At 60.0% G+C, this 13,606-nt stretch carries 12 protein-coding genes; 1 reads left to right on the forward strand and 11 read right to left on the reverse strand.

Going from position 1 to position 13,606, the window contains the following annotated elements; translation table 11 throughout:
• Positions 1–7: 7 nt before the first annotated feature.
• From AB5Y50_RS19760 to tapM, 11 genes are all read right to left on the reverse strand, one after another.
• Positions 8–673: a phosphoglycolate phosphatase gene (locus AB5Y50_RS19760; RefSeq protein ID WP_010673829.1), complete on the reverse strand. Its 666-nt coding sequence runs from the start codon at positions 671–673 to the stop codon at positions 8–10.
• Positions 660–1,334 (reverse strand): ribulose-phosphate 3-epimerase, encoded by a 675-nt coding sequence (rpe, locus tag AB5Y50_RS19765; protein WP_041212569.1) that lies wholly within the window; start codon positions 1,332–1,334, stop codon positions 660–662. The genes AB5Y50_RS19760 and rpe overlap by 14 nt, the downstream gene beginning before the upstream one ends.
• Positions 1,335–1,524: 190 nt before the next feature.
• Positions 1,525–2,397 (reverse strand): Dam family site-specific DNA-(adenine-N6)-methyltransferase, encoded by an 873-nt coding sequence (locus AB5Y50_RS19770; protein WP_029314124.1) that lies wholly within the window; start codon positions 2,395–2,397, stop codon positions 1,525–1,527.
• 70 nt (positions 2,398–2,467) lie between these two features.
• Positions 2,468–4,024, reverse strand: a complete 1,557-nt coding sequence (locus AB5Y50_RS19775; RefSeq protein WP_041215625.1) for an SPOR domain-containing protein — start codon at positions 4,022–4,024, stop codon at positions 2,468–2,470.
• A complete protein-coding gene (aroB, locus tag AB5Y50_RS19780; protein ID WP_039039582.1) occupies positions 4,014–5,096 on the reverse strand; it encodes a 3-dehydroquinate synthase in 1,083 nt (360 codons plus the stop codon). The genes AB5Y50_RS19775 and aroB overlap by 11 nt, the downstream gene beginning before the upstream one ends.
• A 17-nt stretch (positions 5,097–5,113) precedes the next feature.
• Positions 5,114–5,632 carry a shikimate kinase AroK gene (gene aroK / locus AB5Y50_RS19785; RefSeq protein WP_010673824.1) on the reverse strand — a complete coding sequence of 173 codons (519 nt, stop codon included), beginning with the start codon at positions 5,630–5,632 and terminating at the stop codon, positions 5,114–5,116.
• A 191-nt stretch (positions 5,633–5,823) separates the two neighbouring features.
• The gene (locus tag AB5Y50_RS19790) at positions 5,824–8,049 is read right to left on the reverse strand and encodes a type IV pilus secretin PilQ (RefSeq protein WP_180911456.1); all 2,226 of its coding nucleotides are present in this window, start codon (positions 8,047–8,049) and stop codon (positions 5,824–5,826) included.
• A 16-nt stretch (positions 8,050–8,065) separates the two neighbouring features.
• Entirely contained in the window at positions 8,066–8,593 is a 528-nt protein-coding gene (locus AB5Y50_RS19795; protein WP_029314119.1) for a pilus assembly protein PilP, read from the reverse strand.
• Between the two features lie 2 nt (positions 8,594–8,595).
• Positions 8,596–9,192, reverse strand: a complete 597-nt coding sequence (gene tapO, locus AB5Y50_RS19800) for a PilO family type IV pilus biogenesis protein TapO (RefSeq protein ID WP_041212566.1) — start codon at positions 9,190–9,192, stop codon at positions 8,596–8,598.
• On the reverse strand, positions 9,189–9,758 hold the full coding sequence (gene tapN / locus AB5Y50_RS19805; RefSeq protein ID WP_039039579.1) for a PilN family type IV pilus biogenesis protein TapN: 570 nt from the start codon (positions 9,756–9,758) through the stop codon (positions 9,189–9,191). The genes tapO and tapN overlap by 4 nt, the downstream gene beginning before the upstream one ends.
• Complete coding sequence (gene tapM / locus AB5Y50_RS19810; protein WP_322130171.1) at positions 9,746–10,807, reverse strand: PilM family type IVa pilus assembly protein TapM; 1,062 nt, start codon at positions 10,805–10,807, stop codon at positions 9,746–9,748. Before tapM ends, tapN begins: the two co-directional genes overlap by 13 nt.
• A 298-nt stretch (positions 10,808–11,105) precedes the next feature.
• Between tapM and AB5Y50_RS19815 the strand changes: the two genes are divergently transcribed.
• Positions 11,106–13,595, forward strand: coding sequence for a penicillin-binding protein 1A (locus tag AB5Y50_RS19815; RefSeq protein WP_039039577.1), 2,490 nt, complete (start codon positions 11,106–11,108; stop codon positions 13,593–13,595).
• Positions 13,596–13,606 lie beyond the last annotated feature (11 nt).

Here is a 13,606-nt window from a genome sequence, read left to right on the forward strand (position 1 = left end):
GTCTGGATCAGACCAGCAGGGCGTCGAGTTCGGCAAACTGCTCGCAAACCCAGTCGGGGCGCGAGTCTGCGATAGGGCGGCCATAGTTGTAGCCATAGGTGAGCCCCACCACCTTCATGCCGGCGGCCTGGGCGGCCAGTACGTCATTTTCGGAATCCCCCACCATCAGGGTGCGGGACGGGCTGACACCCAGCTCGTGGCAGGCGTGCAACAGCGGCTCCGGGCTTGGCTTCTTGACGGGTACGCAGTTGCCCCCGAGCCAGAGTGCGAAACAGTCGCTGATGCCGAGGGCCTCCAGAATGGGCTGCACGAAGTGACTCGGTTTGTTGGTCACCACGGCCTGCTGGTAACCCAGCCCCTGCAGACGGCGCAGGCTCCGGGCCACTCCGTCATACATGGCCAGGCCTTCCAGCAGACAGGCCTGATAGTGACGGTCGAACAGGGGGCGGGCCTTGGCAAACTGCTCCGGGGCGTCGCGGTAATCGAGAGCCCGCTGGATCAGCTTGTCGGCGCCGTTGCCGACCCAGGTACGCACCACGGACTCGTCGGCCTCGGCCAACCCCAGCTCCGCCAGGGTACGGTTGACCGCCAGCGCCAGTTGCGGGGCGCTGTCAATCAGGGTGCCATCCAGATCGAACAGCACCAGGTCAAAGGGGCGATCAGCGACGGACATGGGCAAGCTCCGCGCGCATCTGGTCGATCACCGCCTTGTAATCCGGCTTGCCGAAGATGGCAGAGCCCGCCACGAACATGTCGGCACCCGCCTCGGCAATCTCGCGAATGTTGTCGACCTTGACGCCGCCATCGATTTCCAGGCGAATGTCGCGGCCGCTCTCGTCGATCAGGCGGCGCACCTGGCGCAGCTTGTCGAGGGTGCCGGGGATGAAGCTCTGACCGCCAAAGCCCGGGTTGACCGACATCAGCAGGATCACGTCCAGCTTGTCCATCACGTACTCCAGGCAGCTGAGCGGGGTCGCGGGGTTCAGCACCAGACCGGCCTGGCAACCCTGCTCCTTGATGAGGCCCAGGGTGCGATCCACGTGATCGGAGGCTTCCGGGTGGAAGGTGATCAGGCTGGCACCGGCCTTGGCAAAATCAGGCACGATGCGATCCACCGGCTTGACCATCAGGTGCACGTCGATGAGCGCTTCGATGCCGTAATCGCGCAGCGCCTGACAGACCATGGGGCCTATGGTCAGGTTGGGGACATAATGGTTGTCCATTACATCGAAATGGACCACGTCGGCCCCGGCGGCCAGCACCTTGGCCACATCCTCACCCAGACGGGCAAAGTCGGCGGAGAGGATAGAGGGGGCAATCAGAAAGTCTTTCATCAGCGTCATCCATTGGCAGCGTGGCAGAAAAAACGGCGCAATTTTATCGCAAAAGGGCGATGAAAACGACCCGCATCTACAGAACACGCCGCTCCGGCACCATGGCTGGCACACGATGCCAGGCGCGGCTCACGGAATGCCAGCGGCAGCATCAGAAATGACAACGGCCCCCTCAGGGACCGTTGTTCACTCAGCCGACGGCAACCAGCTCCGCCTCACCAGGATAATAGCCCTGTTCGGGCTCGATGCCGGGCGGATAGAGTGCCAGCAGCTCGGCCACCTTGTTGCGACCACCGCCGTTGCGGCTGATGGTGCGCTTGACCAGGATCTCGTCGAGCCGGGCGCCACGATAAAGCTCGCGGGTCAACTCGATGTCATGGTTGCTGATGAGCACGGGCACCCCTTTATGGGCGGCGGTGTGGCGAGCAAGCCTGGCCAGCAGAGCCTGATCGTCCAGGGTGAAACCGCCTGCCGAATAGGTGGTGAAACTCGCCGTGGTGGAGAGGGGGGCATAGGGCGGATCGCAGTAGATCACCCAGTCTTCCTCTGCACGGGCCATGGCGTCGGCATAGCTTTCACAGATGAACGTCGCCTTCTGCGCCTTCTCGGCAAAGGCCCACAGCTCTTTCTCCGGGAAGTAGGGTTTCTTGTAGGAACCGAAGGGAACGTTGAACCCCCCCTTCTTGTTGTAACGGCACAAGCCGTTGAAACCATGGCGATTCAAAAACAGGAACAACTGAGCCCGTTCAAACCCGGCCGCGGTCTGGTTGAACTGGGTACGGAGCCGATAATAGGCGGTCTTGTGGTTGTGCTCGGCCACGAACAGCTTGCGGGCCTCGCTGATGAAGCTGTCCGGCTGCTGCTTGAGGTGGTTGTAGAGGCCAATGAGATCCGGATTGATGTCGTTGAGCACATAGGCGTCGTAATCCGTGTTGAGAAACACGGATCCCGCCCCGACGAAGGGCTCCAGCAACACACGCCCGGCCGGCAAACGCTCGGCGATCTCTTCGACCAGGGAGTATTTTCCCCCGGCCCATTTTAAAAACGCGCGTGTTTTTTTCATGGAAGTCCGGTGTTGACAAGGCTATGCCCAAAAAAGGGGGGTGATTCTACCCCCTTCTTCGGGTGGCTGGCTATTGCTTCAATTCTTTTTGTATCTGGGCGAATGACTTGGGCCAGGGTTGTCCCTTGAGCAAGGCAGGCGACAGCTTGCGAATGGCCGCCTTGGCCTGGGCACTGCTGGCGTAGTCTCCCTGCACCACCACATACCAGGGACTGCCACGGAAGCGGGTCTTGTAGACCCACACCTTGCCCGCCAAGCCATGCTCGGCCACAAAGCTGTCTACCGCCTTGGTGTTGCTCGCCCCCATCAACTGGATGCTGTAGTGATTCTTCGGCTTCTTGTTGAGAATCGCCACCGGCGTCAACGCCACCTTGGCCGCTGGGGCTGCGACCGGCGCTGTCTGCGCGCCACTGGCCGGTTGAGCCTCTGTCCGAGCCGGGACACTGCTCGGGGCCGGATTCTTGACCTGGGCCGTCGTTCCGGTCGGGACCGCACGGGAACCGCTCCCCACCAGCTCATCCACCACGGCCGTGGGCAAGGCGCCGCTGACGTTCGGCTGGTTCATCAATTTCTCGACCACTTCGTCGGAGATGACGACCCGGCGCCCCTCATAGTTGGTTGACTCCGTGGTGACCGTCTCGCTTTCGACCTTCTTGGGCAAGGGCTTGGCATCGGACTGCCAATCGCGGGCAACCTGATTCCCTGACGGGATGGCAGCGGCGCCACTGTTCGCCTGAGTACCCAAAGCCCCGCTCGCCGCACCGACGTTCACAGGATCGCTTGAGACGGGATCGGGCAACGCCGTCCCCTGGGACGGTGCCTGGGCGGGGTCCTGGCCTGCACTGTCGAACAGGGGCAGATAGCTCAGGGCCAGCAACCCGCCCGCCAACAGGGCAAGCACGATCGCTATCTTCTTGACGGGCAACTCGGCCTGACGTTTCTTGGGCCTTCTGTCGGTCATGGTATCCTCCAGTAACTGCATGATGGCTGACGGATGTCCGCCCGCCCCATTCAGGATCTCTTCCACTTTCGGCTTGGGCAAGAGGGCTGTCGGGATCTTGAGCTCTTTGGCCTTCTCATACAAGAAGATACGTTGCTCAGGAGCGCTCAGTGGCGCGACTTCCAGCTCGAGGGCTGGCATGGCCCGTCCCTTGAGGAGCGCCTTCTGGTTGCGACACCAGGCGTCATCACCCGAGAGCAGGATGGCCAGTTTATGAGGAGATGCCAGGGTATCGTTGTGACGACAGAGCGCCCACAACTCCCCCACCAGCTCGGCAGGCAAGGTATCGGCACGTTCGATGATGAGCAGCAGTCTGGCAGGCTTGTCACCCACCATGCGAAAGAAGCTGTCCGCCAGGGCATCCTGCGCGTTGAACAGGGGACGTGCCACCACCTGCTGCAACAGCAACTGGCGCACATCCGCCATCTTCATGGACGGGCTGCCGATGAGGCTGGCCACCCGCACCGCATCGGGCAGTTGGGCAAGCAGCGACTCGCACAGTGTGCCACGGCCACTGCCTGGCTTGCCGGAGAGAAAAACAAAGGGGTGGTTGAACTCGATCAGGTGCAGCAGCCGGTCAACCAACTGCCGCTGAGAAGGCAGTTTGAGCAATTTATTAGTGGTCACGACCAGACTCGATCACCGCCATCAATTGCTCGTCTGTCACATCGGCCACGACCTGGGCCTGTCCGATCCCGATCGGCAGCACCAGCCTCAGTTTGCCTTCCAGCACCTTCTTGTCACGGCGCATATGGCGAATGAAGGCGGCAAAATCCATATCGGACGGTGCCTTGACCGGCAAATCGGCGGCCAACAGCAGATCGCGGACTCGTGCCACCTCTTGCGCCGTCATGTCGCCACGGGCCAGGGCCGTCTCGGCCGCCAGCATGGTTCCCGCCGCCACGGCTTCACCGTGCAGCCAGTTGCCATAACCCTTCTCCGCCTCGATGGCATGGCCGAAGGTATGTCCCAAGTTCAGCAAGGCGCGCACGCCGTGCTCGGTCTCGTCCTGACCGACCACATCGGCCTTGATCTCGCAGCAGCGGCGAATGGCATAGGAGAGTGCATCACCGTCGAGGCGCTGCAGGCGGGTCATGTTGGTTTCAAGCCAGGAGAAGAAGGCGGCATCCCAGATGATGCCGTATTTGATCACCTCGGCCATGCCGGCGGCAAATTCCCGGGCAGGCAGGGTCTTGAGGCAGTCGGTATCGATGATCACATGCTTGGGCTGATAGAAGGCACCCACCATGTTCTTGCCGAGGGGATGGTTGACGGCGGTTTTGCCGCCGACGGAAGAATCAACCTGGGAGAGCAGCGTGGTAGGCACCTGAATAAACGGAATGCCTCGTTGGTAGCTTGCCGCAGCAAAGCCGACAACATCACCTATCACACCGCCCCCCAGAGCGATCAGAGTGGTATCACGGCCATGGCTGGTTTCCAGCAGAGCAGACATGATCCGCTCGAAGGTCGCCAGGGTTTTGTAGGCCTCGCCATCGGGCAGGATCAGGTGTTCCACCTGAAAACCGGACAGCAACTGAATGATCTGTTCAAGATACAGGGGCGCGACCACGGTATTGGTCACTATCATGACCCGCTTGCCCTTGATCGTCTGCGCCAGTACCTCGGGGCGTTGCAGCAGACCGGCAGCTATCTCTATCGGGTAGCTGCGTTCACCCAGTTCGACCTTCAACCTTTCCATGGACGTCCTCTAATGAATTACATACCAATCAACTTGACGATTTGATTAGCGACAACTTTGGCACTCTGGTCATCCGTCTGGATGACAAAATCGGCAACCTCTTCGTACAGGGCGTTGCGCTCTTGCGCAAGACGCTCAAGCACTTCACGGGGCGGCTCTTCGGTTTGCAGCAAGGGACGACGCTTGTCTCTCTGGGTTCGCGCCAATTGCTTTTCAATGGTGGTTTCGAGGTAGACCACGATGCCGCGTGCGGAGAGTTTGTTGCGGGTTTCACGGCTCTTGATGGCACCGCCACCCGTTGCCAGCACGATACCCTGCTGTTCGGCGAGCTCACCGATCACCTTCTCTTCGCGGATCCGGAAGCCTTCTTCGCCTTCAACATCGAACACCCAGCCGATATCGGCACCACTGCGGCGCTCAATCTCATGATCTGAGTCGAAAAACTCCATGTGCAGTTGTTCTGCCAGATGTCTACCTATGGTGCTCTTGCCCGCACCCATGGGACCTATCAGGAAAATATTGCGTTTCTCAGCCATGTCTTTTCGTTAGTAATTACAAACTGTATGGCCCCGGTAAACACTCGACCGGGGTACCTATGAACCTTATCTTGCGTTGGATCAGGAGGGGGATTATCTCAGTAGAAACCAGGACTGGCAACCGCAGCCCTTACGCCCCAGCCTCATCGGGGCGTAAGGTTATATGTGTTTTACTCTCACAAGTAAAGTTTTCAGAGGGCGTCGGTCACTATCCTCGGGGTCACGAAGATCAGCAGTTCACGCTTCTTGTTTTCACTGGTGGTTTTCTTGAACAGATAGCCCAACCCGGGGATATCCCCCAGCAGCGGCACCTTGCTGACATCGCTCTTGATGGTCTGTTGATAGATGCCGCCAAGCACCAGAGTTTCACCGTTGTTGACCAACACCTGGGTGGTGATGGACTGGGCGTTGATGGACACCGCATCCCCGGTCCCGGTCGGCACGGTTTCCCCCTTGGTATCCTGAGTCACGGTCAAGTCCAGGATCACCCTGTTGTCCGGGGTGATCTGCGGCGTGACCTTGAGGCTCAGTACCGCCTTCTTAAAGGTGACCGAGGTCGCCCCGCTCGAAGAGGACTCCACATAGGGGATCTCGGTCCCCTGCTCGATCAGGGCCGGCTTCTGGTTGGCCGTGGTGACTCGCGGACTGGCGATGATCTCGGCCTTGCTCTCTTTTTCCAGAGCCGAGAGCTCAAGATCCAAAAGGGTGCCATTGGCAAGACGGGCAACCTGGAACGCCAGCGTGCCGGCCGCGTTGGTCACCGGCAGGTTGACGTTGAGTCTGTCTTCTACGTTGGGGCGAGTGATGGTGGAACTGCCATCATTGTTTCCGGCGCCATCATTACCCTCTATGGTGCCCGAGGTGCCGTTGCCATGACCGTCTGTCTTGGTCACCCCCCAGCGCACCCCCAGTGCCTCATCGAAACCATCATCAATGGTCACCATGCGCGCCTCGATCACCACCTGCTTGACCGGGATATCGAGGATATCCAGCATCCGCTTGACGTTGCTGATGACATCCGCCGTGTCCTTGACCACCAGCACGTTGGTACGTTCATCCACGCTGACCGCCCCTCTGGGGGAGAGCAGCTTGGTACTCTCGGAGGAGAGCAGGGCCGCCACTTCCGATGCCTTGGCATAGTTGATCTGCAGATACTCGGTGTAGAGGGGAGCGAGATCCGCCACCTGGTTACGACTCTCCATCTGCTGTTTCTCGCGAGCGGCAATCTCGTCCGCCGGCGCCACCAGCAGGATGTTGTTGTCCAGCCGTTTGTCCAGCCCTCTGACCTTGAGGATGATGTCCAGCGCCTGCTCCCAGGGCACGCCATCGAGGCGCAGCGTGATGTTGCCGGAGACCGAGTCCGTGGTCACCAGGTTCAGATTGTTGAAATCGGCGATGATCTGCAACACGGTACGAACAGGAATATCCTGGAAGTTCAATGAGATGGGCTTGCCTTGGTACTGCTTCGCCGCCGTGGTGGCCACCCGTTTTTTCACCTCGATGATGAACATCTTGTCGGCCTGATCATAACGGTAGTCAAACTGGCCGTTCACCGAGAGCTCGAACAGGGTGTCATTGCCCTGGCGGAACACCTCCACCTGGGAGACCGGGGTAGCAAAGTCCTGCACATTGATGAGGTTGAGCTGATCATCAGGCACCCGGGTACCGTGGAACTTGGCCAGCACTTTCTGACCACGGCTGCTGACATCCACCGCCGCCGAACTGTTGTCCAGCGTCACGAGGAATTCCCCCTGCCCCTCCTTGCCACGGCGAAAATCCACGCCCTTGACCGAGTTGAAGTAGGCGCCACCCATGTTTGCCTGAGACACGGACAACACCGGCTTGCCGGGGGCAACGGGCGAAGGAGCCACGGTAGATGTGGAAGCCATGGCCGGCTGAGCCTGATACTGGGACTGGTTCTGGGCAACTCGCTGGGTGTCAATCAGCGCAGATTCGGTCACCGGCTGGCTTCTGACGAGCGCAGACTGGCTGGCTGCAACAGGCGCCGCCGAGGAGGCAACCGGCTGCCCGGCCTTGTCTCCCAGCGCCACCAGCAATTTATTGCCCTGCTGATGGACCTGATAGGGGGTGAGCTGATCGAGGGCGATCTTGATGTCGAGCCCCTGCCCCTTCCCCTCCACCAGGAGATTGTTCACCCCTTGCTGCTTGATGGGCAGGGGATTGACCGTCAGGGCACCGATGGCCCCGGGTACGTGCAGCAGAAGCTGATTGGGTTCATAGGTCAACCTGTCCGTAAAACCGCTGACCGGTTCGCTGAAGCTGAGCTCCAGCAGGAGTTGATCGGCCAGCAGGGGATTCACCTTGACCTCCTGCAACGCGGGTACTGCCCACACCTGAGTGCATCCGCCCAGCCACAGCAGCGCCACACCGGTCATCCTTCTTATTGTTGTTCTCATCTCTGCTCATCCCTGATCATAGTTTTGCGTCGAGATTGGCCATGGCCAGCTGGGTTTCTCGGGTGACCCAGCATCCTTTGCCATCCGGTACCGTCTCCATCAAGTCAACATGCGTGTTCGTTATCTTGATGACCCTGCCCTGATCCAGCCCCATGTGCTGGTTGAGCCCGACGCGCACGGCTTGCCCGTCCGGGGTTTTGATCAATGCCCACAACTGCCCCTGCTTGCCGATGGAGCCTTTCATGCTCAGGCTGGCAAGCGAGTAGCGTTCCAGCACCTCCTTTTCCCGATTGGCCACTATCTGGGCACAGTCCGGCTTGGCCTTGGCATCCAGCCTGGAACTGGTTTCCGGCTGGGGTGCAATGAACGGACTGCGCTGATCGCTGCGTTGATAGACCATGGGCGAGAAGGGCTTTATCTCCGGCAAAGATTCGATCGGTACCGGCTTTCTGGCCTTGGTCTGTTTGACATACTCATCCATGTCCTCCTGTCCCCCACAGGCCGTCAACAGCAGCGCCGACAAGAGAAGTACGCCCGCTCTCATGCTCATGGCTTTTTCTCCACGGTTTTGCCGTTGTACTTGTAGGTCTTGGCCTGCATGGACATACCGATCAGCTCACCCCCCTTCCCCTGGCTGAGCTGGAAAGAATCCAGGATCACGATGCGCGGCAAAGCAGCCATGTCCGCCGTGAACTTGCCAAGTTCGTGATAGGTGCCCACGACCTCGATGCGCATGGGCAGCTCGGTGGAGAACTCGTGTTTCACCTCTGGCTCCCAGTTGATCCTGTTCAATGTCAAACCGTTATCGGTGGCAATGAAGCTGATGTCATCCAGCAAACCGGCGACTTCGTGGGTGTTGGGCAGCTGCTTGAGCTGGGTGTCGACCAGATGTTCCAGCTGGACCATCTGCTTTCTGTATGCTTCCAGGTTCGCGGCCAGCATGGCCTTGCTCTCGAATTGTCCCTTGAGCTCGGTCTCTTTTGCGGCTTCACGACCCAGGGCCGCCAGGGAATTGGCAATCACGTAGTAATAGAGTGCCCCGCCAAGCAGAGCACAGCAGAAGAAGACAAAGATGCCCTTGGCGATCGGCGGCCAGCGGGCAATGTCATTGAGATCCAGGTCGTTGAGTTGTTGCAGGTTCATTTTTGCCCCTTAGCCACGTTGGGTAGCGCCGTGGCAATCTGGAACATCATGGAGAACTGGCTCAGGGCGATGGGGGCCACCTCGGCCGTGAAAATGGTGCTGAGCTGGGATTGTGTCAGCCAGCCGGAACCGTCGATTCGGCGCATCATGCTGGCAACCCTGCCATAGGCTTCGGTCTTTCCCTTCACGTCTATCTTGTTGTTTTGCAAGGCAAGGCTATCAAGATACACCCCATTGGGGACCAGCACCGGCAGCTGATTGAACAGACGCACAGGGATGTTGCGGCGCATCTGCAACTGCTCGATGAGTTGCATGCGGTCAATCAACTCCTTGCGCCGTTCCTTCAGGAGCCTGATCTCCCCAAGCTGGGTGTCCAGGGTTGCCATCTCCTGCTGCAACCGCTGATTGCGCTGCTGCTGGTAACCGATCTGCTGCTGAACCAGCCAGTCTGCGGCAAAGGCGATGGCTGCCGTCCCCGCCAGGAACAGACCGAACAGGATGCCGAATTGTTTCTTCTGACGCTGCGCCCGAGCCTGCCGCCAGGGCAGAAGGTTTATATTTGACATGGTGTGAAGCTCCTCAGTGCCAGCCCGAGCGCCGTCATGTACTTGGCCCCATGAGCCAGCCCTCCCTCTCCCTGCGGCTTGCCAAAGAGTGCAAAGGGATCGGGATGCAGCACCTCGCAGTTGAGCTCGCTGCCGATTTGTCCGGCCAGCCCCGGCAGCAGGCTCCCTCCTCCGGTCAGCACCAGCCTGGAGAGCTCCTTGTTCCCCGAAGAGCTGCAAAACAGCTGCACGTTGCGCCGTATCTGCAACACCAGGGTGCTGAGGTGAGGCAACAGGACATCCACCTCATGATCCGCAGGCAGGGAGCCCTGGAGCTTGGCCAGTTCCGCCTCTTCCATACTCATGCTGTAAAAAGAGGCCAATGCCTGGCTGTATTGATCACCACCAAAATTCTGCAACCGGGAATAGATGACCTGGCCCCGTAGCAGGGCGGCGAAAGTCAGGGCGCTGGCACCGATGTCGACGATGCCAACCGGTTTCTCCGAGGTTTGCAGGTCGGGCAGGCAGGCCAGCACGGCGCGTCCGAGCGCATGGGCCCCCACATCCACCACCATGGTCGTCATGCCTGCCTCCGTCAGGGCACTGACCCGACCACTGACGCTCTCGGTCCGTGCGGCACTGAGCAGGACCTCCTGACGCCCGTTGTCGCCCGCCATGCCGAGGATTTCAAAATCCAGGCTCACTTCATCGAGGGGAAAGGGGATGAGCTGCTCAGCCTCCAGGTGAACCTGGTTCTCCAGCTCGCTCTCGTTGATGTTGGTATCGACCTGAATGATCTTGGTGATGACATTGGAACCGGTCACGGCCGTGGCCACGTTCTGGCAATCCCCCTGCACGAGCCGCTTGAGCGACTTGAGGGACTGACTGACCCGTTCAATGTCCTGAAGTTGATAGTCGACCAGCGTTCCTCTTGGCATGGGGATCTCGGCAACCGAACCGAGGTGCACCTTGCCGGGACGTCCGCTGATGGTGACGGCCTTGATGGTTTGACTGCCAAAATCAATGCCCGCCATGGAGACGAGGGATCCCTTACTTAATAGCCCAAACATATACACATCCATGCGTTATTGGGTTTTCGGACTTATTGTAGGACAGCGCGTCATGATGTGACGGCTTAACTCAATATAATGCTCTATCTATCAATGTCATAAAGTTTGTGTCAAAAGTTGACGCCCCTCTCCTTTCGGCCTTGATTGCGGCCCCCTTGGTAATTGTGCCCTGGAGTGCTACCCTCCCGCCTCTTCTCGGGGTCGCCTGTTTGCGGACAGGAAAACCTCGAATCCGCGAGGGTAAAAAGGCTATACTCTGCGCCCGTTGGCTAATTTTAAGACGATTGGTAGTTCTTCCATGCTGAAATGGCTCGTTCGCCTGTTTATTGTCATGATGCTGGGTGCTGTGCTGGGCGTTGCCAGCCTCATCGGCATCTACTTCTACATCAAGCCCCAGTTGCCGGACGTCAGCGCCCTGCGCGATGTCAAACTGGCTACCCCCATGAAGGTCTACAGCCGGGACGGGGAATTGATCTCCCAGTTTGGCGAAATTCGTCGCATCCCCCTGCGGCTGGACGAAATTCCCCAGTCCATGATCGATGCCGTACTCGCCACCGAAGATGCCCGCTTCTATGAGCACCCGGGCATAGACCCCATCGGCATCATCCGTGCCGCCACCGTCTGGGCCGTCTCCGGCCAGGCGCGTCAGGGCGCCAGTACCATTACCCAGCAGGTGGCCCGCAACTTCTTCCTGAGCAACGAGAAGACTCTTGTACGCAAGATCAAGGAAGTGTTCCTCGCCTGGCGTATCGAGCAGAACCTCTCCAAGGACGAGATCCTCACCCTCTATCTCAACAAGATCCCCCTCGGCTACCGGGCATTCGGGGTCGGCGCGGCCGCCCAGGTCTACTTCGGCAAGGAGGTCAAGGATCTGACCCTGGACGAGATCGCCATCATCGCGGGTCTCCCCAAGGCCCCCTCCATGCTGAACCCGATCCGCTCCCCGGAGCGCGCCTTCGCTCGCCGCAACGTGGTACTGGGTCGCATGCTGGAAACCGGTAAGATCACCCAGGCCCAGTATGACGAAGCCTCCAAGATGCCGGTCAAGGCCCGTTTTCACGGTGCCGAAACTACGCTGAACGCCCCCTATCTGAGCGAGATGGTACGCCAGAAGATGGTGGAGCAGTTTGGTGAAGATGCCTACACCATGGGACTGCACGTCTACACCACCGTCACCGCCAAGCGTCAGCGCGCCGCCCATCAGGCGCTGCTGGATGGTGTCTTCGACTACGACACCCGCCACGGCTACCGTGGCCCGACCGCCTTGCTGTGGAAAGCCGGTGAAACGGCCTGGGACTACGAGCAGATCATGGCCCATCTGGCCAAGCAGCCGACCTATCAGCCCCTGATGGCCGCCGTGGTCACCCAGCTCGGCGACAAGAGCGCCACCCTGGTGCTCAAGAATGGCAAACAGGCCGAACTGGGCTGGAATGGTATCAAGTGGGCACGCGCCTTCATCACCGACGATCGCCAGGGTTTTGCCCCGAAATCGGCGCGGGATGTACTCAAAGTCGGCGCCCAGATCTGGGTCAGGGAGAAAGGGGAAGAGTTGCTGCTCTCCCAGATCCCCGACGTCAACGCTGCCCTGGTGGCCATGAACCCGCAAGACGGCGCCATCGAGGCCCTGGTCGGCGGCTTCAGCTTCGAGCTCTCCAAGTTCAACCGGGTCGATCAGGCCCGTCGTCAGGTCGGCTCCAACATCAAGCCTTTCCTCTATGCCACCGCGCTGGAGCAGGGCTATACCCTGGCGTCCCTCATCAACGATGCACCGATCAACCAGTGGGATCCTGCCAAGGGCCCCATGTGGCAGCCCAAGAACTCGCCCGCCATCTATGAAGGGCCGACCACCTTGCGCCTCGGTCTTGCCAAGTCCAAGAACGTGATGTCGGTCCGGCTGATGCGCGCCATCGGGCTGGATACCTATATCGACGGCCTGACCCGCTTCGGCTTCGCCCGTGATCACATTTCCGCCAACGAATCCCTGGCGCTGGGTGCGGCGGAGTTTACCCCGCTGGAAGTGGTGCGCGGCTACTCGGTGCTGGCCAATGGCGGCTTCCAGGTCACCCCCTACTTCATCACCGAGGTGACCGACAGCTTCGGCACCCCCCTGTTCGAGGCCAACCCGGCCGCCGCCTGCCGCGACTGCGGCGTGCTGGCCGCCGCCGGTCTCGACAGCGCGGATGCCTATGCCAATACCACGGCAGACTGGAAGGCCCAGTGCCCCATCGATCCTGTCGTGCCCAACAACATGGCACCGCAGACCATCAGTGCCCAGAGCGCCTTCCTCATCACCGACACCCTGACCACCGCCATCTGGGGTGGCAATGGCTGGCGTGGTACCGGCTGGCGGGCAGCCCGTGACCTCAAGCGTCACGACATCTCGGGCAAGACGGGGACCACCAACGAATCCCGGGATGCCTGGTTCTCCGGTTATACCCCGAATCTGGTGGCCACCTCCTGGATCGGTTTTGACAACCACCAGCGCGGTCTGGGCCGGGCCGAGTTTGGCGGCGGTGCCGCCCAGCCCATCTGGATTGACTTCATGAAGACGGCTCTGCACCAGGTGCCCGAACGCAAGATGCCGGTCCCCGAAGGGATCATGCAGGTCCGCATCGATCGTGAAACCGGTCTGCTGACCAATCGCGCCGATGGCAGTACCACGGAGGAGTTCTTCAAAGAGGGCACAGAGCCCACCCGCTACGCGAGCCAGATCTCCGATGGCAACCAGGTGTATGGCGGTGACGATGCGACCACAGACGGTCCCGTCTCCACCGACGACATCTTCTAGGTCCCCCTGGA

The organism is Aeromonas sp. s6, assembly GCF_040907815.1.
Lineage (GTDB): Bacteria > Pseudomonadota > Gammaproteobacteria > Enterobacterales > Aeromonadaceae > Aeromonas > Aeromonas caviae.